At 73.4% G+C, this 18,832-nt stretch carries 19 protein-coding genes and 2 riboswitches; of the genes, 10 read left to right on the plus strand and 9 right to left on the minus strand.

What is annotated here, in order from left to right:
• Nucleotides 1–125: 125 nt before the first annotated feature.
• The 6 genes from E4622_RS23265 to E4622_RS21765 all read left to right on the plus strand — a co-directional run bounded on the left by E4622_RS23265 (nucleotide 126) and on the right by E4622_RS21765 (nucleotide 5,480).
• Nucleotides 126–1,277 carry a hypothetical protein gene (locus E4622_RS23265; RefSeq protein WP_245156149.1) on the plus strand — a complete coding sequence of 384 codons (1,152 nt, stop codon included), beginning with the start codon at nucleotides 126–128 and terminating at the stop codon, nucleotides 1,275–1,277.
• A complete protein-coding gene (locus E4622_RS21745; protein ID WP_134742326.1) occupies nucleotides 1,274–2,365 on the plus strand; it encodes a hypothetical protein in 1,092 nt (363 codons plus the stop codon). Before E4622_RS23265 ends, E4622_RS21745 begins: the two co-directional genes overlap by 4 nt.
• Before the next feature lie 135 nt (nucleotides 2,366–2,500).
• A riboswitch (cobalamin riboswitch) is annotated at nucleotides 2,501–2,577 on the plus strand.
• A 59-nt stretch (nucleotides 2,578–2,636) separates the two neighbouring features.
• Entirely contained in the window at nucleotides 2,637–2,852 is a 216-nt protein-coding gene (locus E4622_RS21750) for a CbtB-domain containing protein (protein ID WP_134742327.1), read from the plus strand.
• Between the two features lie 92 nt (nucleotides 2,853–2,944).
• Nucleotides 2,945–3,742: a CbtA family protein gene (locus E4622_RS21755; RefSeq protein WP_134742328.1), complete on the plus strand. Its 798-nt coding sequence runs from the start codon at nucleotides 2,945–2,947 to the stop codon at nucleotides 3,740–3,742.
• An 11-nt stretch (nucleotides 3,743–3,753) separates the two neighbouring features.
• On the plus strand, nucleotides 3,754–4,782 hold the full coding sequence (cobT, locus tag E4622_RS21760) for a nicotinate-nucleotide--dimethylbenzimidazole phosphoribosyltransferase (protein ID WP_134742348.1): 1,029 nt from the start codon (nucleotides 3,754–3,756) through the stop codon (nucleotides 4,780–4,782).
• 2 nt (nucleotides 4,783–4,784) lie between these two features.
• Complete coding sequence (locus tag E4622_RS21765) at nucleotides 4,785–5,480, plus strand: adenosylcobinamide-GDP ribazoletransferase (protein WP_245156150.1); 696 nt, start codon at nucleotides 4,785–4,787, stop codon at nucleotides 5,478–5,480.
• Between the two features lie 5 nt (nucleotides 5,481–5,485).
• Here the strand turns inward: E4622_RS21765 and E4622_RS21770 are convergent, their stop codons facing one another.
• Nucleotides 5,486–5,995 carry a bifunctional adenosylcobinamide kinase/adenosylcobinamide-phosphate guanylyltransferase gene (locus E4622_RS21770; RefSeq protein WP_134742330.1) on the minus strand — a complete coding sequence of 170 codons (510 nt, stop codon included), beginning with the start codon at nucleotides 5,993–5,995 and terminating at the stop codon, nucleotides 5,486–5,488.
• A gap of 2 nt (nucleotides 5,996–5,997) precedes the next feature.
• Here E4622_RS21770 and E4622_RS21775 point away from each other — a divergent pair, with 2 nt between their 5' ends.
• On the plus strand, nucleotides 5,998–6,891 hold the full coding sequence (locus E4622_RS21775; protein WP_134742331.1) for a cobalamin biosynthesis protein: 894 nt from the start codon (nucleotides 5,998–6,000) through the stop codon (nucleotides 6,889–6,891).
• Here E4622_RS21775 and E4622_RS21780 read toward each other — a convergent pair.
• The 5 genes from E4622_RS21780 to E4622_RS21800 all read right to left on the minus strand — a co-directional run bounded on the left by E4622_RS21780 (nucleotide 6,803) and on the right by E4622_RS21800 (nucleotide 14,215).
• Nucleotides 6,803–7,558 carry a cobalt-precorrin-6A reductase gene (locus E4622_RS21780; protein WP_134742332.1) on the minus strand — a complete coding sequence of 252 codons (756 nt, stop codon included), beginning with the start codon at nucleotides 7,556–7,558 and terminating at the stop codon, nucleotides 6,803–6,805. The two genes, E4622_RS21775 and E4622_RS21780, sit on opposite strands and share 89 nt — an antisense overlap.
• A complete protein-coding gene (locus E4622_RS21785) occupies nucleotides 7,555–8,934 on the minus strand; it encodes a cobyric acid synthase (protein ID WP_134742333.1) in 1,380 nt (459 codons plus the stop codon). The genes E4622_RS21780 and E4622_RS21785 overlap by 4 nt, the downstream gene beginning before the upstream one ends.
• Nucleotides 8,931–9,689 (minus strand): precorrin-6A synthase (deacetylating), encoded by a 759-nt coding sequence (gene cobF / locus E4622_RS21790; RefSeq protein ID WP_245156151.1) that lies wholly within the window; start codon nucleotides 9,687–9,689, stop codon nucleotides 8,931–8,933. Before cobF ends, E4622_RS21785 begins: the two co-directional genes overlap by 4 nt.
• A 75-nt stretch (nucleotides 9,690–9,764) precedes the next feature.
• Entirely contained in the window at nucleotides 9,765–13,358 is a 3,594-nt protein-coding gene (gene cobN / locus E4622_RS21795) for a cobaltochelatase subunit CobN (RefSeq protein ID WP_134742334.1), read from the minus strand.
• A 23-nt stretch (nucleotides 13,359–13,381) separates the two neighbouring features.
• Nucleotides 13,382–13,511, minus strand: a riboswitch (cobalamin riboswitch).
• Between the two features lie 86 nt (nucleotides 13,512–13,597).
• The gene (locus E4622_RS21800; RefSeq protein ID WP_167736196.1) at nucleotides 13,598–14,215 is read right to left on the minus strand and encodes a TetR family transcriptional regulator; all 618 of its coding nucleotides are present in this window, start codon (nucleotides 14,213–14,215) and stop codon (nucleotides 13,598–13,600) included.
• A 76-nt stretch (nucleotides 14,216–14,291) separates the two neighbouring features.
• Here E4622_RS21800 and E4622_RS21805 point away from each other — a divergent pair, with 76 nt between their 5' ends.
• From E4622_RS21805 to E4622_RS21815, 3 genes are all read left to right on the plus strand, one after another.
• Nucleotides 14,292–15,719, plus strand: coding sequence for an MFS transporter (locus E4622_RS21805; protein WP_134742336.1), 1,428 nt, complete (start codon nucleotides 14,292–14,294; stop codon nucleotides 15,717–15,719).
• An 85-nt stretch (nucleotides 15,720–15,804) separates the two neighbouring features.
• Nucleotides 15,805–16,164 carry a hypothetical protein gene (locus tag E4622_RS21810; RefSeq protein ID WP_134742337.1) on the plus strand — a complete coding sequence of 120 codons (360 nt, stop codon included), beginning with the start codon at nucleotides 15,805–15,807 and terminating at the stop codon, nucleotides 16,162–16,164.
• Between the two features lie 42 nt (nucleotides 16,165–16,206).
• Nucleotides 16,207–16,554: an MmcQ/YjbR family DNA-binding protein gene (locus tag E4622_RS21815; protein ID WP_134742338.1), complete on the plus strand. Its 348-nt coding sequence runs from the start codon at nucleotides 16,207–16,209 to the stop codon at nucleotides 16,552–16,554.
• A gap of 13 nt (nucleotides 16,555–16,567) precedes the next feature.
• Here the strand turns inward: E4622_RS21815 and E4622_RS21820 are convergent, their stop codons facing one another.
• From E4622_RS21820 to E4622_RS21830, 3 genes are all read right to left on the minus strand, one after another.
• Nucleotides 16,568–16,855 (minus strand): PspC domain-containing protein, encoded by a 288-nt coding sequence (locus E4622_RS21820; RefSeq protein WP_134742339.1) that lies wholly within the window; start codon nucleotides 16,853–16,855, stop codon nucleotides 16,568–16,570.
• 124 nt (nucleotides 16,856–16,979) lie between these two features.
• On the minus strand, nucleotides 16,980–18,122 hold the full coding sequence (locus E4622_RS21825) for an MFS transporter (RefSeq protein WP_209022044.1): 1,143 nt from the start codon (nucleotides 18,120–18,122) through the stop codon (nucleotides 16,980–16,982).
• Nucleotides 18,123–18,154: 32 nt separating this feature from the next.
• Nucleotides 18,155–18,832 (minus strand): NAD(P)-dependent oxidoreductase (locus E4622_RS21830; RefSeq protein ID WP_209022045.1); only part of this gene is annotated, 678 nt, incomplete at its 5' end.

Genomic DNA, 18,832 nt, shown 5'->3' on the forward strand with positions numbered 1-18,832 from the left:
CGGTCGATGTCCAGTCGTCAGTCCGTGACGTCAGCGGCAGACAGGACTTCCGTCGGATGAAGCGCTTCGTGGAAGCGGTCGCGGCGCCGCGAGCAACCGCGCCAGGGGCCAGATCGGCAACACGTGTGGCAACTGGGCCACTGACGACGTTCGGCGACGCCTTCTGGACAGCACTGGACCCGGTCAGCCTGACCCAGGAGAACGTCGTCGCCAAGATCAACCTGCTCGAGCGGCTCGAGGTCAGGTCCCCCTACGGCGACAGCGGCATCTCGCCGTGGGAGCGCATCAAGCGCTCCCTGAGGATGCTCGAGCCCCTGCTCCCCGAGCAGCACCGGCAGGAGTGGCTGAGGGCCGCGCTGGTCATCTTCGCCAACGTCAAGTACGTCCCCTCCAACATGCTCGAGGCGACGTGGAAGTCGCTCTACTTCGACCTGGTCAACTCACGGCGCTTCGGCCTGGGCCGGGAGAACGTGCCGGTGCTCCACCAGATCCATCTCTTCCAGAACGACCCCGGCCGTCTGGCCAACGAGTTCTGCCACGTGAACGGCCTCCAGGGAAGGCTCGACACCGGCACCAGTGCGCGCATCGAGGGCACCGAACGGCTGGTCGACCAGCTGCTCACCTCGCGTCCCGACACCGACGACGGCTTGAGACTGCTCTTCTCCAAGCCCTTCTGGGTGCTCCTGGCGGACAAGGCGCTCAGCGGCCACTCACTTCGCGGCGACCTCGAGAAGTTGGTGACCATCCGCTCCTGGATGCCGGAGGAGAGTCGCCCGTCGATCTTCGTGCTCTGCCAGGTGCTCACCGAGCAGGCGCAGCAGAGCATCGCCGATCTGACGGCGCTCGACGGGGTGGCCCTCCACTCCGGGCTCTACTTCCCGCTGTCGGAGAACCTGAGCTTCCCCAACTCCAGCCTGATCCGCACCGAGAGCATCCGAAGGGACGCACGGCGGCTGTGCCAGTGGTTCGCGGAGCACGTCATGGGCGACGACCCCCAGCTGGACCGGATGCGCCAACGCAGTGGGGACCGGCTCGAGTTCGGCTACCGCAACTGCGGCCTCACCTTCGTCGACCACGAGAACTGCGCGACCGACGCCCTGCCCCTCCTGTGGTACCAGTCGCGCGGTGGGAGCCCGAGGCACTACGCCGGTCCCTACCTCAGGGTCCACTCCCGCATCGGGGACCAGGCCGTGGAGGCGACCGGGAGCAAGTGGGAGACGCTGTCGCGCGGCGACGGTCTCGCGAGGGTCTCGGCACTGGCGGGCGCGCGCCGATGAGGCTCGACGACGCCGACTGGGACGACATCGAGGCCGTCCTCACCGGGGCGGGCGAGACGCTGGCGATCGTGGCCCCCAACTTCGAGGAACGCTCCCTCTACTTCGCCGAGCGGCTGCTGGCCCTTCATCTCAGGCTGCGCACGCAGGGGACGCCGGTCAAGAAGCTGAACTGGCTGGTGCTCACCTTCCAAGGAGTCCCCGAAGGATCGCTCCTGGACGGGGTGAAGGGGACCCACGCCAACCGCGGGTGGACGGCCGCCGCCAGCGAAGCCACCGGTGAGGTCATCCACCGGCTGGTGCCGTATCCCGTCGAAGCCGAACGCATGCGGGGACTGCTGCGGACGAGCCTGCGGCTCTTCCCCACGCCGGACGACGTCATCATCGACTTCACCAGCGTCCCCCGTCCCATCCTCACGTCCCTGATGGAGGGCCTGGCCTCGGGGACGCTGCTCAGCCGGAACGTGTCGCCGTACCTCGCATACTCGTGGGCACGCTCCTATCCCGAGGCTGCCGCGTTCGAGGACTACGGCAGACCGAAGGGATCCTTCTCCGACTCGACCGTCGAGGAGCTGCTCGAGGGCATCCAGCACCTCGAGCTGGTCGTGACCACCGGGACGTCCATCCACGAGGCGCACTCCGTGCTGGGGGAGCTGGAGCAACGACGAGGCACGTTCACCAGCAACGTCCGGGTGGTCAACTTCATCAACCGGGCCAACCTGGCGGAGTCGTGGCGCCAGCTCACCAACCACCAGTCCCTGCTGACGGACGCCACGAACCAGGGATGGCGGGTGGAGTACGCGTTCACGGTGCGACACGTCCTGGACCACGTCAACCGCGCGTGGGTCAGTGCCACCGACGTCAGCAAGGACGGCCGCGGCCCGGTGGGTCTGCTGGTGGCACCCTTCGGGCCGAAGCCGATCTCTGTCGGTGTCCAGCTGATGATGGCCGACCTGCGGCAGGTCGACCCCGCTGCGCGGATGGACGTTCTGCGCACCTCTGAGTCCCAGTACCTGTCGGTGTACTCGCTCGGCGCCAGCGACTGCTCGCTGTTCCGCTGCCAGGACATCATTCCCCGAGCCGAGTCGTAGCTCGGTCTCACGGGACACCCCTGGCCCTGCTCGGCTCCCGGGGTCTCGACGTGCGTTCGTCGCTGGCGCTCCTCACTGCTCGACCAACGGATGCGGCGGCTCTCGCGATGCCCTAGGCTGCTCGCGCGGGCACGAGGAAGCCGGTGGGAATCCGGCACAGTCGCGCTACTGTGACATCGCCTCCGAGGGATCGGATGGCGGTGGAGTCAGACCCGAAGGTCCGCCTACACCCCATCGAACAGGGACGCACTCATCCCTGAGGAGGACACACATGTCATCGGCTGTCGCCACCCCCGTTCCCGAGGTCGAGATCCCCTCGATCCCCCTCGCCGAGATCGCCCCGTGGGCGCTGTTCTTCGGCCTCCTCGGCACCCTGGTGCTCTTCTTCATCAGCGCCGACCAGGGCGCGATCTCGCTCCCCGCCGGCACCGCGATCCACGAGTGGGTCCACGACGGGCGCCACCTGCTCGGCTACCCCTGCCACTGAGCCTCCCCGCTCCGCAGCAGCAGTAGCCCCAGGCAGCACCCTCACTCATCCCGACCACCCATCTGGGCGGTCGGTCGTCGGACGGACCCCTCATGACCGCACGCTCGTTCCTCGTCCGGGGGCTGGTGGTCGGCCTCCTGGCCGGTCTCGCCTCCTTCCTCGTCGCCTACACCGTCGGCGAGCCGCAGGTGGACGTCGCCATCTCGCTCGAGGAGTCGGCACCCGCCGGCGCCACCACCGAGGCCGATGACGGCCACACCCACTCCCACGCCGACGACGGTGACGCCGAGGAGGGCGTGACCGAGGTCGGCCGCGGCACCCAGCGCACCTGGGGCCTGCTCACCGGCACGCTCGCCGTCGGCGTGGCGCTCGGCGGCATCGTCGGCCTGGTCGCCGCCGCGACGGTCGGCCGGCTCGGCCGGCTCACCCCGCGGCAGTCGACGGCGACCGTGAGCGCCATCGGCTTCACGTCGTTCGCGCTGGTGCCGTTCCTGAAGTACCCCGCCACGCCACCGGCCGTCGGCAGCGGCGACACGATCGGCGACCGCACCGCGTGGTACTTCGGCCTCGTGCTCCTCTCGGTCGTCGTCGCGGTGCTCGCGACGCTGGTCGCGGTGCGCCTCGCCGAGACCTACGGCGCATTCACCGGCGTCGTCGGCGGCGCCGGCCTGTACGTCGCCGCGATGGCCCTGACCGCGCTGCTGCTGCCCACGGTCAACGAGGTGGGCGCCTTCCCGGCCGACACGCTCTGGTACTTCCGGCTCTCCTCGCTGCTCACGCTCGCCACCCTGTGGACCGCCATCGGCGTCGGTCTGACCGGCGTGGTCGGCCGGCTGCACGAGCGCTCGGTGGCCGCGCAGTCCCGCCGCGAGCTGGCGGCCAGCCTGTGAACGACCAGCCTGTGACCCGCGAGCCGCTCGCCGCGCCCTCCGCGGTCGCCCGGGCTGCGGCGCAGGTGCGGCTCGCCGCGCTGGCCACGCCCGCCGGCGCCCTGGGCCGGCTCGGCGACCTGGCGGTCTGGGTCGCGGCGACGCAGGGCTGCGTGCCGCCCCGCGAGCTGACCGACGTACGGCTGGTGATCTTCGCGGGCGACCACGGCGTCGCCGCCCACGGCGTCTCGGCCTACCCGCCCGCGGTCACGCCGGCCATGGTCCGCACCTTCCTCGCGGGCCGGGCCGGCGTCTCCGCGCTCGCCCGCGCGCACGGCGTGAGCGTCCGCGTGCTCGACCTGGGCGTGGACGACGACCTCGTCGGGGTGCCGGCCGACGTGCTGGCCCACAAGGTACGGCGCAGCTCGGGCGCCATCCACCTGGAGGACGCGCTCAGTCCCGAGGAGACCCGGCAGGCGCTCGACGCCGGCGCCACGGTCGCGCGCGAGGAGGTCGCCGCCGGCGCGGACCTGCTGCTCAGCGGCGACATGGGCATCGGCAACACCACCCCCGCCGCGGCGCTGGTGGCGGCGGGGCTCGGCCTGCCGGCGACCGAGGTCGTCGGTCGCGGGACCGGCGTCGACGACGCCGGTCTGCGGCGCAAGACCGAGGTGATCGAGGCGGCCCTGCGCCGCGCCGGGTCCCGCACCGACGACCCCGTCGAGACCCTCACCGCGCTGGGCAGCGCCGACCTCGCCGCGTCGACCGGCTTCCTGCTCGAGGCCGCGCGCCTCGGCGTACCGGTCCTGCTCGACGGCCTCATGGCCGTGGCCTGCGCGCTCACCGCCGACCGGATCGAGCCGGGCGTCGCCGCCTGGTACGCCGCCGGGCACCGCTCCACCGAGCCGGCCCAGTCGCTGGCGCTCGACAAGCTCGGCCTCGTGCCGGTGCTCGACCTCGGCCTCCGGCTGGGCGAGGGCTCGGGTGCGGTCGCGGCCGTGCCGGTGCTGCGCTCGGCCGTGGCACTGCTGCGCGACGTGGCGCTGCTCGCGGAGCTCTGAGCGTGGACGCCTGGCGGCTGGCCGTCGGCACCCTGACCGCGCTGCCGGTCGCGGCGCCGTCGACGGTCGACCGCCGGGTCGCCGGGCGCGCGATGCTGCTCGCACCGCTCGCCGTGCTGCCGCTCGGCGCCCTGGTCACCGTCCTGCTCCTCCTGGGCGGACTCAGCAGCCTGCCGCCACTCGCCGTCGCCTTCGTGGCCGTGGCCGCGCTGGCCGCGGGCAGCCGCGCGCTGCACTGGGACGGGCTGTCCGACGTCGCCGACGGGCTCACCGCCTCCTACGACGCAGAGCGGTCGCTGACGGTGATGAAGTCCGGGACGTCGGGCCCTGCGGGCGTGGTCGCCACCGTGGTTGTGCTCGGCGTGCAGGCCGCCGCCCTGGCGCCCCTGGGCACGACGGCCCTCGGCGCCTGCCTGGCCGGGCTGCTGGTCTGCCTGTCGCGCTGCGCCCTGTGGATCGTGTGCTGCACCGCCGTCCCGGCCGCCCGGGCCGACGGGCTGGGCGTGACCTACACGCGCACCGTCCCACTGCCGGTCGCCGTGCTCGGCGGCGTGCTGCTGTCCGGCGCCGGCGGCCTGGTCGTCCTGGCGCTCGTACGGCGCACGGTGCGGCGCCTGGGCGGGGTCACCGGCGACGTCTTCGGCGCGGGCATCGAGCTGGCGCTCGCGACCACCCTGCTGGCGTGGTCATGGGTGTGAGGCGACTAGAGCCGCAGCACCCGGCCGGCCACGACCAGGTGCACCTCGTCGCAGGCGGCGCCGAAGGACTGGTTGACGGTGCCGAGCAGGTCGCGGAACAGGCGGCCCGACCGGTGCTCCGGCACGACGCCGAGCCCGACCTCGTTGGTCACCAGCACGACCGTGCCGCTCATCGCCGCGACCGCCGCGGCCGTCCGCTCGGCCACCAGAGCGGCGACCTCGTCGGCCGGCGCCTCCCACAGCCCGGCGTCGTCGACGACGCGGGTGAGCCAGGTGCCGAGGCAGTCGACCAGCACCGGCCCGTCGACGCCCAGCGCGGCGGCGAGGTCTCCGGTCTCGAGCGTCGTCCACGTCGTCGGCCGCCGCTCGCGGTGGGCGGCGACGCGCAGCGCCCAGTCGGCGTCGTCGCGCACCGGACCGGGGGCGACGTAGGTGACCGCGGGCTCTCCCGCCAGCAGCGACTCGGCGTGCCGCGACTTGCCCGAGCGCACGCCGCCCGTGACCAGGACCCTCATCCATGACCTCCCTCGGACTGGTGCTGGGCTACGCCGCCGACGCGGCGCTGGGCGACCCGCGGCGCGGGCACCCGGTGGCCGGCTTCGGCCGGCTGGCCGCCGCCCTGGAGCGTCGCACGCACGCCGACCGCCGCGCGCCCGGGGTGCTGCACGTCGCGCTGCTCGTGGGCGGCGCCGCGGCGCTCGGCCGCGTGGCCGGCCGCGGCACGCTCGCCACCGCCGCCGCGACCTGGGTGGTGCTGGGCGGCCGCTCGCTCGACCGCGAGGCGGCAGCGGTGCAGGACCTGCTCGAGGCCGGGCGGCTGCCCGACGCGCGTCGGCGCCTCACGCACCTCGTCGGTCGCGACACCGCGGCGCTCGACGAGGCCGGCGTCGCCCGCGCGGTGGTGGAGTCGCTGGCCGAGAACAGCTCGGACGCCGTCGTCGCCCCGTTGGTCTGGGGCGCCCTGGCCGGAACGCCGGGGCTGCTCGCCTACCGCGCCGCCAACACCCTCGACGCGATGGTGGGTCACCGCTCGCCGCGCTACGAGCGGTTCGGCTGGGCCGCGGCCCGCCTCGACGACCTGCTCAACCTGCCGGGGTCGCGGCTCACCGCCGCGCTGACCGTCGCGCTCGGCGACGACCCGGCCGGCGCCGTACGTGCCTGGCGTCGTGACGCCGGAGACCACCCCAGCCCCAACGCGGGACCGGTCGAGGCGGCCTTCGCCGGCGCGCTCGGGGTCCGGCTCGGCGGCCGCACGGTCTACGCCGGACGCGTCGAGGACCGCCCGGTGCTGGGCGACGGCCGGGAGGTGAGCGTCCACGACGTCACCCGCGCCCGGCGGCTGGCGCAGCGGGTCGACCTGGCGGCACTGGCAGTGTGCGCAGCCATCTCCGCACGCCCTCGACGTCGCTGACGGTCTCGACGCCCTCGGGGACGGCAGGCCGACGGACCACCACCACCGGCACCCCGAGCGCCTCGGCCGCGTCGAGCTTGGCGCGGGTGTGCTCGCCGCCGGAGTCCTTGGTGACCAGCACGTCGGCTCCGTGACCGCGCAGCAGCGCCAGCTCGCCGTCGAGCTCGTAGGGGCCCCGGCTGTGCAGCACTGTCCACGACGGCGGCAGCGCGAGCTCGGGCTCGTCGACCACCCGCGCCAGGACCGCCCGCAGCCGCAGCGCCGGGACGAAGCGCCCCAGCGCCTGACGCCCCACCGTCAGCACCGGTCGGTCGCCCAGGCGGCCTGCGACCTCGGCCGCCTCGTCGTGGGTGTCGACCCAGGTCCAGCCCGCCCGCGTCGTCCAGCCCGGCCGGGCCAGCCGCAGCAGCGGCACGTCGACGTGAGCGGCGTGGGCGGAGATCCGCGCCGCGAACGGGTGCGTCGCGTCGACCACGGCGTCGAACGCCGCGGCGTAGGACCGCAGCGCCTCGGCCCCGCCGAAGCCACCGATCCGTACCTCGCCCACGGGCAGCCGCGGCCGTGCCACCCGGCCGGCCAGCGACGAGACGACCTCCGCGCCCTCGTCGACGAGCACGGCCGCGAGCGCGCGGGCCTCGGCCGTGCCGCCCAGCACCAGGACCCTCATCGCCGAGGTCCCGTCGCCAGCGCGAGCAGCGCGTCCACGTCGAGGTGCTCCTCGAGCAGGTCGCCGAGCAGCTCGAGGCGCCGCTCGCGCGCCGCCGGGAAGGACGCCCGGCTCGTGACGCCCAGCGCCCGGTCGAGGTACGCCGCGCGGTGGGCGTCGTCCTCGAGTGCGCCGTGCACCATCGTGCCGGTCACCGTCCCCTCGGTGAGCGAGCCGGTCACCCGGCCGTGGTGGATCTCGTAGCCGGCCGGGTCGTGGCGGCGCAGCACCTTGTCGGGCGTGAACTCCGTGACCAGGTCGAGCAGCCCGAGACCCTCGATCGTGGTCGGCGCGCCCTCCACCCCGTGCGGGTCGGCGACGGTGCGCCCGAGCATCTGGCAGCCGCCGCAGACGCCGAGCACCGGCCGCCCGGCCGCGGCGTGCGCGACGACGGCGTCGGCGAGGCCGCGCTCGCGCAGCCACGCCAGGTCGCTGATCGTGGCGCGGGTGCCCGGGAGCACGACCAGGTCGGCGTCGGCGAGGTCGCGCGGTGCGCCGGCGAAGACCACGTCGAGGTCGGGCTCCAGGCCGAGCGCGTCGACGTCGGTGAAGTTGCTGATCCGCGGCAGCCGGACGACCGCCACCCGGCGTACCCCTCCGGCGCCGGAGCGGCGCCCCTCCAGGTCGAGGGCGTCCTCGCTGTCGAGCCAGACGTCCGGGTGCCACGGCAGGACCCCGTGGACCGGTCGGCCGGTGCGGGCCACGAGGTCGTCGAGCCCGGGCCGCAGCAGGTCGAGGTCGCCACGGAACTTGTTGACCACCCACCCCGCCAGCAGCCGCGCGTCGCTGTCGTCGAGCAGCGCGAGCGTCCCGACGAACGCCGCGAAGACGCCGCCCCGGTCGATGTCGCCGACCACGACGGTCGGCAGGCCGGCGTGCTGGGCGAGGCCCATGTTGACGTAGTCCCCCGCCCGCAGGTTGACCTCGGCCGGGCTGCCGGCGCCCTCCGCGACGACGACGTCGTAGCGCGACGACAGGTCGTCGTAGGCCGCGTACGCCGCCCGCGCGAGGTGCGCGCGGCCGTCGGTCCAGTTCGCCGAGGACACCTCGCCGGCGGGCCGGCCCATCACCACGACGTGGCTGCGGCGGTCGCTGCCGGGCTTGAGCAGGACCGGGTTCATGGCGGCCTCGGGCTCGGCGCGGGCCGCGAGGGCCTGCACCCACTGGGCGCGACCGATCTCGGCCCCGTCACGGGTGACCATCGAGTTGTTGGACATGTTCTGCGCCTTGAACGGTGCCACCCGCACCCCGCGGCGGGCGAACGCGCGGCACAGCCCGGTCGTCACGATGCTCTTGCCGGCGTCGGACGTCGTCCCCGCGACCAGCAGGCCGCTCACGGCGCCCGCAGCAGGAAGAGGTCCATGACCCAGCCGGCCTCGGCCTTCGCCGCGTCCCGGGCGGCGAGGACGTCGACCAGCACGTCGCCGACCCGGCCGGCGACCAGCGCCTCGCCGGCGGCGCCCAGGTTGGCGCCCCACCAGATCGACCAGTCCTCCAGCCCGTCCAGGTCCAGGCCGCTGTTGAGCATCACGACGAGGTTGTCCTGGCCGGCCTCGACCGCCTCGCGCAGCCGACGCCCGGTCGTCACGTGCACCGGCGCGCCGACCTCGTGGAGCACGATCCGGTGCCGGGCGGCGAGCAGCTGCGGCGCGCTGATGCCCGGCACCACGTCGACCTCGAGCCCGAGGGCGCCGTCGAGCCCGTCGACCAGGCGCAGGGTCGAGTCGTAGAGCGACGGGTCGCCCCACACCAGGATCCCGACGTCGCCCGGACGCTCCTCCAGCACCGCGCGCAGCGCCGCCACCCGGGCGTCGTGCCAGTCGCGCACGGCCGCGGCGTAGTCGGCCGGGTCGGCCCGGTCGCGCGGCGGGTCGGGCACGACGACGACCGGCGGGTCGCCGTACTGCCGCGCGACCTCGGCGCGCACCGCCAGCAGCGGGTCGTCGCGCTCGCCCTTGGCGAAGGCCACCAGGTAGTCCACCGACGCGATCGCCGCGGCGGCCTCCGGCGTGACGTGCTGCGGACCCATCCCGAAGCCGATGACCCGCAGGCGGCGTGGTCTCGAGGCTCGCTGCGCTCGCACCTCAACCACCGAGAGCTCCTCGGTGGTCGAGGTGCGAGGAGCGCCAGCGACGAGCCTCGAGACCCGGTGAGCCGAACGCGGTCCTCACCGGTCCTCCAGGTCGCCCTCGAGGTCGAGGTAGACCTGCTGCATGGCGGCGAGGACGTCGGGGTCGGGGGACTCCCAGAGCCCGCGGTCGACGGCCTCGTGCAGCTTCTCCACGATGCCGCGCAGCGCCCAGGGGTTGGACTGCTTCATGAACGCCTGGTTGGTCTCGTCGAGGACGTACTCCTTGGCGAGCGTGTCGTACATCCAGTCGTGGACGACCCCGGTCGTCGCGTCGAAGCCGAACAGGTAGTCGACGGTCGCGGCCAGCTCGAAGGCGCCCTTGTAGCCGTGGCGCTGCATCGCGCCGATCCAGCGCGGGTTGACCACCCGGGCGCGGAACACCCGGTTGGTCTCCTCCTGGAGCGTGCGGGTGCGCACGGCGTCGGGCGTCGTGGAGTCGCCGACGTAGGCCTTGGGGTCGGTGCCCGTCAGCGCGCGCACGGTGGCGACCATCCCGCCGTGGTACTGGAAGTAGTCGTCACTGTCGGCGATGTCGTGCTCGCGGGTGTCGATGTTCTTGGCGGCGACCTTGATCCGCCGGTACGACGTGCGCATGTCGTCGGCCGCCGCGACGCCGTCGAGGTCGCGCCCGTAGGCGAAGCCGCCCCAGGCGGTGTAGACCTCGGCGAGGTCCTGGTCGTCGCGCCAGGTGCCGGACTCGATGACCTGGAGGATGCCGGCGCCGTAGGACCCCGGCTTGGAGCCGAAGATCCGCGTCGTGGCACGGCGCTCGTCGCCATGCTCGGCGAGGTCGGCCTGGGCGTGGGCGCGGACGAAGTTCTGCTCCGGCGGCTCGTCGAGCGCCGCCACGAGCTGCACGGCGTCGTCGAGCATGGTCACGACGTGCGGGAAGGCGTCGCGGAAGAAGCCGCTGATCCGCACGGTCACGTCGATGCGCGGGCGGCCTAGCTCCTCCAGAGGTACGACGGTCAGCTCGCGCACGCGCCGCGACGCCTCGTCCCACTCCGGCCGGACGCCCAGCAGCGCGAGCACCTCGGCCACGTCGTCGCCGGAGGTGCGCATGGCGCTGGTGCCCCAGATGCTCAGGCCCACCGACTCGGGGTGGCCGCCGGTCTCCTCGACGTACTTGCGCACCAGCGACTCGGCCATCGCCACCCCGGTCTGCCAGGCCAGCCGGCTCGGCACCGCGCGGGGGTCGACGGTGTAGAAGTTGCGCCCCGTCGGCAGCACGTTGACCAGCCCGCGCAGCGGGCTGCCGGACGGCCCGGCGGCGATGAACCCGCCGTCGAGCGCGTGCAGCACCGCGTCGAGCTCGTCGGTCGTGCGGCCGAGCCGGGGGACGACCTGGGTGGCGGCGAAGGCCAGCACCCGCTGGACCTCCGGGTCGTCGTGCATCGTCGACGCGGCCTCGGGCGCCCAGCCGGCCGCCTCCATGCGCAGGACCAGGTCGCGCGCCTGCTGCTCGATGGCGTCGACGGCCGTGGTGGCCTCGGCGTTCTCCTTGAGCCCGAGAGCGGCGCGCAGACCGGGCACGGCCGCGGTCTCGCCGCCCCACACCTGCGAGGCGCGCAGGATGGCGAGCACCAGGTTGACCCGGGCCTCGCCGGCGGGCGCCTGGCCCAGCACGTGCAGGCCGTCGCGGATCTGGGCGTCCTTGATCTCGCAGAGCCAGCCGTCGACGTGGAGGATGAACTCGTCGAACTCCGCGTCGTCCGGGCGCTCGTCCAGCCCGAGGTCGCGGTGCATCTCGGCGGCGTGCATCAGCTGCCAGATCTCGCCGCGGATCGCCGGCAGCTTGGCCGGGTCCATGGCCGCGATGTTGGCGTGCTCGTCCAGCAGCTGCTCGAGCCGCGCGATGTCGCCGTACGACTCCGCCCGCGCCATCGGCGGGATCAGGTGGTCGACGATCGTGGCGTGCGCGCGGCGCTTGGCCTGGGCGCCCTCACCGGGGTCGTTGACGAGGAACGGGTAGATCAACGGCAGGTCGCCGATCGCGGCGTCCGTGGCGCAGGCGGCCGACAGCGCGGCGTTCTTGCCCGGCAGCCACTCCATCGAGCCGTGCTTGCCGAGGTGGACGACGGCGTGGGCGCCGAAGCCACCCTGGTCGGGGTGCGCGGCCAGCCAGCGGTAGGCCGCGAGGTAGTGGTGGCTGGGCGCGAGGTCGGGGTCGTGGTAGATCGCGACCGGGTTCTCGCCGAAGCCCCGCGGGGGCTGGATGAGCAGCACGACGTTGCCGGCCTGGATCGTGGCGAGCACGATCTCCTGGCTGTCGTTGACGAACAGGGTGCCGGGCGACTCGCCCCAGGCGCCGACGATGTCGTCCATCAGCGCGCGCGGCACGTCGGCGGTCCAGGCGTCGTAGTCGGCCTTGCCGATCCGCACGTGCGCGTCGGTGAGCTGCGCGCTGGTCAGCCACTCCTCGTCCTGGCCGCCGGCGGCGATCAGCGCGTGGATGAGGGTGTCGCCGGCGACGGTGTCGTCGGCCTCCTCCAGGCCGGGGATCGACCCGGGGGCGCCGAGGTCGTAGCCGGCGTCGCGCAGGCGGCGCAGCAGCCGGATCGTGGAGACCGGCGTGTCGAGGCCGACCGCGTTGCCGACGCGCGAGTGCTTGGTGGGGTAGGCCGACAGCATCAGCGCGACCTTGCGCTCCGCCGCAGGGATGTGGCGCAGACGGGCGTGGTTGACCGCGATCCCGGCCACGCGGGCGCAGCGCTCCGCATCGGCGACGTAGCGCGGGAGCCCGTCCTCGTCGACCTCCTTGAAGGAGAAGGGTGCGGTGATGATCCGACCGTCGAACTCCGGGATCGCCACCTGTGTCGCCGAGTCCAGCGGGGTCACCCCGTCGTCGGATGCCTCCCACTCCTCGCGGCTGCTGGTGAGGCAGAGCCCTTGCAGCACCGGGATGTCGAGCGCGGCCATGCGCTCCACGTCCCACGCCTCGTCGTCGCCGCCGGCGCTCGCGGTGGCCGGCTTGCTGCCGCCCGCGGCCAGCACGGTGACGACCAGCGCGTCCAGCGTCGCGAACGCCGCGTAGAGGTCGTCGGACGCCGAGCGCAGCGAGCCCGCGAAGATCGGTACGCCGACGGCCCGGCCGGTCGCGTCGACCGCGTCGGCCAGCGCGTGCACGAACGCGGTGTTGCCGCTGGCCTCGTGCGCCCGGTAGTAGAGGATCCCCACCCGCGGCAGGGTCGCGTCACCCGCCACCCGCTCGCCGTACCCCCACTCCGGCAGCGCCGCCGGCGGCTCGAAGCCCTCGCCGGTCAGCAGCACGGTGTCGGAGAGGAACGCGTGCAGCTGGGCGAGGTTGGCGGGGCCGCCCTCGGCGAGGTAGCGGTGCGCCTCGGCGGCGACGCCGATCGGGACCGTCGAGAGCTCCATCAGCTCCGCGCTGGGCGTCTGCTCGCCGCCGAGCACCACCATCGGCTTGCCGGTCTGGCGGATGCGGGCGAAGCCGGTGCAGAGGTCCTGCGGCGAGCCCAGGATCCGCCCGACGACGAGGTCGGCGCCCTCGATCGCCGCGCCCATCGACTGGTGGCCGGGCCGCGACGGGTTGGCCCAGAGGTAGTCGGCGCCGGAGGCCCGGGCGGAGAGGAGGTCGGTGTCGGACGTCGACAGCAGTGCGATGCGCATGGTTCTCCCGGGGTTCTCGCCCCTGTAGGCGGAGGTCCCGTGGCCAGTGTCTGGCTGGTGCCCTCGCGGGCACTCACAGTGGCGGAACCGCCCCGGACTTCCACCGGGTTCCTGCTCCACGAGACGTGTCCCGCCACCCTAGTGGGTGCGCTCGCGGCCTCATGTAACACGTCGAAATTGCCCCTACCACGTCGAAATATCGACGTGGTAGAGGTCAGAACGACGTGTTACATCCAGCATCAGAGCGGAGCGACCGCCGCCATGGCCTGGTCGAGCAGCCGGGGCAGGGAGGTCCCGGGGTGGTCGGTCCAGGCGTCCTGGGCGGCCTCGAGGCAGGCCAGGGCGCTGCCGGTGACCGCCGCGGCGCGTACGTCGGCCGCGGCACCGCGGCCGCGGGGCAGCCGCGCGGTGACCAGCGGCGTCAGCAGCTCGTGCCAGCGGCGGCGGCGCTCGAGCACGCTCCCGCGCAGGGCCGGCTCGGTGCGCAGCATGACCATGAGGGGCCGGGCCTGGTCGGGGTGCTGCTCCTGCAGGACGACGACCGCCTGGAACGCCGCTCGCAGGGCAGACCAGGCGCTCTCGGACGCGGGTCGGGCAGCGAGCTCGTCGGCGATCGACCGCCCCGACTCGACGAGACGCTCCAGGACGAGCTGCTCCTTGCCGGCGAAGTAGCGGAAGAAGGTGCGGCGCGACATGCCCGCGGCCTCGGCGATCTGGTCGACGGTCGTGCCTTCGAAGCCGTGCTCCAGGAACAACAGCCAGGCGCACCGCATGACCTCGTCGCGCACGGCTCCCCGTGCGTGGTCGCGCAGGGTCATCGCTCCGGGCGTCGTGGCACTCGGTCCGTCGGTGGTCATCCCCCGCAACCTATCCGCCCCAGCCCGAAGCGTCACGATTGGCACGCAGTGCCACCTATGGCCTAGCGTGCCAGTCATGTCAGACATCAAGCCCGCCGCCGATGCGGACGTCACCCGCCCGATGTCGTCCCGCACGGCGAACCTCCAGCTCGTGGTCGTCGGTCTCGGCGCCCTCGTCGTGGCGCTGTCGCAGTCCGTCCTGATCCCCGTGCTCGGCACCCTGCCGGCGGAGCTGGAGACGTCGGCGAGCAACGTGAGCTGGCTGCTGACCTCCACGCTGCTCGTCGCCGCGGTCACCGTGCCGATCATGGGCCGCCTCGGCGACATGTTCGGCAAGCGGCTGATGCTGCTGGTCGCCATCGGCGCACTGACCGCGGGCTCGCTGCTCACCGCCCTCACCAGCGACATCACCCTGCTGATCGTCGGCCGCGCGATCCAAGGGGCGTCCGCCGCGGCGATCCCCCTCGGCATCAGCCTGCTCGCGAGCACCATGCCGAAGGAGAAGGTCGGCTCGTCGATCGCCCTCATCAGCGCCATGCTCGGCGTGGGGGGCGCGCTCGGCCTGCCGCTCGCCGGGTTCGTGGCCGAGAACGCCGACTTCCACGCGCTCTTCTGGATCACCTCGGTCGCGGGCCTGGTGTCCTTCCTCGGGATCCTGACGGTCGTGCCGGAGTCCGGCTACCGCAGCGGCGGCCGCGTCGACCTCGTCGGCTCGGCGCTCCTCGCGGTCACCCTCGTCACCCTGCTGCTGCCGCTGAGCCAGAGCGCCGCCTGGGGCTGGGACGACCCGCGCGTCGCCGTCCTGCTGGTCGTCTCCGCCGTCACCGTCGTGCTGTTCGGCTGGTCGCAGACCCGTATCCAGGACCCGCTGGTCGACCTGATGGCGCTGCGCCGCCGGCCGATCGTCCTGACCAACCTCGCCTCGGTCCTCTTCGGCTTCGCGCTGTTCGCGTCGTTCATCGGCACGGCGGCGTACGTCGAGGCGCCGGAGGCCAGCGGATACGGCTTCGGCTCCAGCCTGCTCGTCGGCGGGCTGGCGATGCTGCCCAGCGGCCTGGCCATGCTGCTCTTCTCGCCGGTCGCGGCCAGGCTGATCGAGCGGCGCGGCGCCCCGCAGACCCTCGCGCTGGGCGCCGGCGTGGTCGCAGCGGGGTGGGTGATGCGGATCGTCGTCACCGACAGCCTGTGGCAGATCATCGTCGGCGCGACCGTCGTGGGCATCGGCACGGGCATCGGCTACGCGGCGATCCCGTCGCTGATCAACGCACACACGCCACCGGGCGAGATCGCGGCGGCCAACGGGCTCAACACGCTCTTCCGCAGCCTCGGCAGCTCGCTCGCCTCGGCGGTCGGCGGCAGCATCCTCGCGGCGAACACCGTCATCCTGAGCGGCTTCGCCGTGCCGTCGCTGGACGCCTACCGCGAGCTCTTCGCCCTCTGCGCCGGCGCCTCGGTCCTCACGGCGCTGATCGTGCTGCTGATCCCGCACCGCCCCGCCGCCTGACGTCGGTCGGATCGTGGGCGACACGGCGGGCCGGTCGTGCCATGATTGTTGAACGCGTTCAACAATCATCCCGGAGGTCGTCATCATGAGCTGGCACTCATCACGGACGATCCCGCTGCTCCTGACCGCCGCGGGCCTGTGGAGCGTCGGGCTGACCGCCGCCCTCCGCGGCATCCTGGGTGACGGCGCCTACCTCGTCGGCGGCCTCCTGCTCGGCGCGACGACCCTGGTGGCGGTCCTGGCGTCGCTGCCGCCTCGGCCCTGGTGGGTCGCGGCGGCGTTCGTCGTGGTCGGTCTCCTCGGGCTCGTCAACCTGCTCGGCATGCTGACGATCGGGATCCTCATGCTGCCGGCCACCGTCGCCCTGGCCACGGCGGTGGTCCTCATGCGGGAGCGCCTCACGCCGGCCTCTCCCGCCGCCGGGGCGCGCGCGGACTCCATGTAACACGGGTCGGCCCGTCGACGGCCACCGCTAGCGTGGGCGGCGATGTGCACGATCGCGGACTTCCTGGAGCTGGCGGGGCAGCTGCCCGACGTCGTGCGGAGCGACCACGGCCGCTACTCGCGCTTCCAGGTCGACTCGCACACGTTCGGCTACCTGTGGGAGCCGACGCGGACGGTAGGGCTCAAGCAGCCGCTGGCCGAGCAGCTGGCGCTGGTGGCCGAACGGCCGGAGGTGTTCGAGGTGCAGTTCACCGCGGGGGCGTTCGGGTGGGTGGTGGTCCACCTCGACGGGGTCGAGCGCGACGAGCTGGCGGAGCTGGCGTTCGAGGCATGGCGGCTCACGGCCCCGGCCGGGCTCGTCGCCGCACGCGGCGACGAGCTGCCGACCTGAGCGGCGTACGACGTCAGGCGGCCGGGCCGCCGGCGGTCGGCGGGACCGGGTGGCCGGGGTAGACCGTCTGCGGGTTCGCGAGGGTGACGTTCTCCTCCGACGGCATCAGGATCCACAGGACCGGGTAGATCAGGAGCTGGCTGCCGGGCACCACCATGAGGATCAGCACGAACAGCAGGCGCGCGGTCCACTCACCCATGCCGAAGCGGCGGGCGATGCCGGCGCACACGCCACCCAGGAGGCGGCTGCCGCGCGGTCGGACCAGGCCCTGTCGGGCGAAGCTCTGCTGGATGTCGTTCATGTCGGTGGTGCTCCTTCGGTCGGCGCCGGGGCGTCTCCCCGACATCACCAGTCTGCTCCGGTCCGTCCCTCCGGCCCATCGGGATCAGCCCTGGCCCGACCCCTGGATCGGGGGCGGTTCGACGTCAGGGACGCGCCTCGGCCCGGAACCGGTCGGTGCGCAGGTCCAGGGTGGCGACGTAGACGACCAGCGCCGCCAGCGCGGCTGCGGCGGCCCCGATCGCCAGCGGGCCCGGACCGCCCGGCAGCAGGCGGGCGCCCACCACCGGCGCGGTCGCGACACCGACGTACATGGCGGTGGAGTTCCAGGACGTCGAGACGGTCGCCACCGCCGGTCGCACCTCGAAGAGCCGGTGCAGCTGCGGCACGACGGCCATCTGCGAGGAGGCGCCCAGCGCCAGGAACAGGACCCAGGTGAGCGGACCGGAGTGCCACCACACCAGCGTCGTCACCGACGCGAGGAACACCCCGAGCGCCGCCACCCCGGCGCGCCCGCTGCCCCACCTGTCCGTGAGCGGACCGCCCAGGAGGGTGCCGAGCAGCCCGCCGATGCCGCACACCGCCAGGAGCCCGGCCAGCCGTACCCCGCTGTCCCCGGTGACGTCGCCGGCGATGACCGAGCTGAACGTGTAGACGAGGTTGAAGGCCAGCATCAGCAGGAGGTTGGTGAGCATCAGCAGCACCAGCCGCTGGTCGACCAGCACGACGGCGCTCTCCCGAGGCGTCAGCCGCCGGGCCGGCGGCAGGTCGCGGACGACGAGCGCCGCCGCGACGGTGACGAGCGCGGCCAGCACCGTGAGCGCCAGCATCGCCAGGCGCCACGAGCCGATGTTGGCGAGCACCGTGCCCAGCGGGGCGCCGACGGCGACGGCCAGCGCGAACCCGAGCTCCACGAAGGACAGCGCCCGCCCACGACGCGCGTGGGGCACCATGCGCGGTACCGCCGCGAAGACCGTGGGGACCAGCGCCGCGCCACCGACCGCGGCGACGGCCCGGCCGCCGATGAACGTGCCCAGCCCGGGAGCGAGCGCCGCGACCGCGGTGCCGACGGTCACCAGGGCGAGCCCGCCGCCGACCATGACCTCCCTGGGGACCCGGGCCAGGGTCATGCCCATCACGGGCCCCAGCACGGCGACCGTGCCGGCGTACCAGGCGATGGCGTAGCCGGCCTGACCCGTGCTCACGTCGAACGTCGCCGCGACGTCGGGCAGGACGCCGGCGATCACGAACGCGTTGGTGCCGACCAGGAAGAGGGCGGCGGCCAGCACCAGGAGGCGCGGGTCGGGTCGGTCCTCGCCGGCTACGCCAGCACCTCGTCGAGGCTGACCGCGTCGATGCCGACGGCCTCCCCGACGGGTGCGTTGGTGAGCTGCCCGGCGTGGGTGTTGAGGCCCAGCGCGAGCGAGTGGTCACGACGGCTGGCCTCGGCCCACCCGTGGTCAGCGAGCTTGACCGTGTAGGGCAACGTCGCGTTCGTCAACGCATACGTCGAGGTGTTCGGCACCGCACCCGGCATGTTCGCCACGCAGTAGAACGTCGACCCATGCACCTCATACGTCGGGTCGTCATGCGTCGTGGCACGGGTGTCCTCGAAGCACCCACCCTGGTCCACCGCGATGTCGACCAGCACCGAACCCGGCTTCATCCGCGACACCAGCTCGTTCGACACCAGCTTCGGCGCCGCAGCACCCGGGATCAGGACCGCACCGATCACCATGTCAGCCTCCATCACCTGCTGCTCCACCGCCAGCCTGGACGACGCCAGGCCGTGGACCCGGTTGTTGTAGCGCCAGAACGACATCCGCAGCTTGTCCAGGTCGGTGTCCAGCAACGTCACGTCCGCACCCATCCCGAGCGCAATGTTCGCGGCGTTCTGACCCGAGACACCGGCGCCGATGATCACGACCTTCGCGTTCGCGACACCGCCGACACCCCCCATCAGCACCCCACGACCACCCTGGGCCTTCAACAGGCTGTG

The organism is Nocardioides sp. 503, from assembly GCF_004522095.1.
Lineage (GTDB): Bacteria > Actinomycetota > Actinomycetes > Propionibacteriales > Nocardioidaceae > Nocardioides.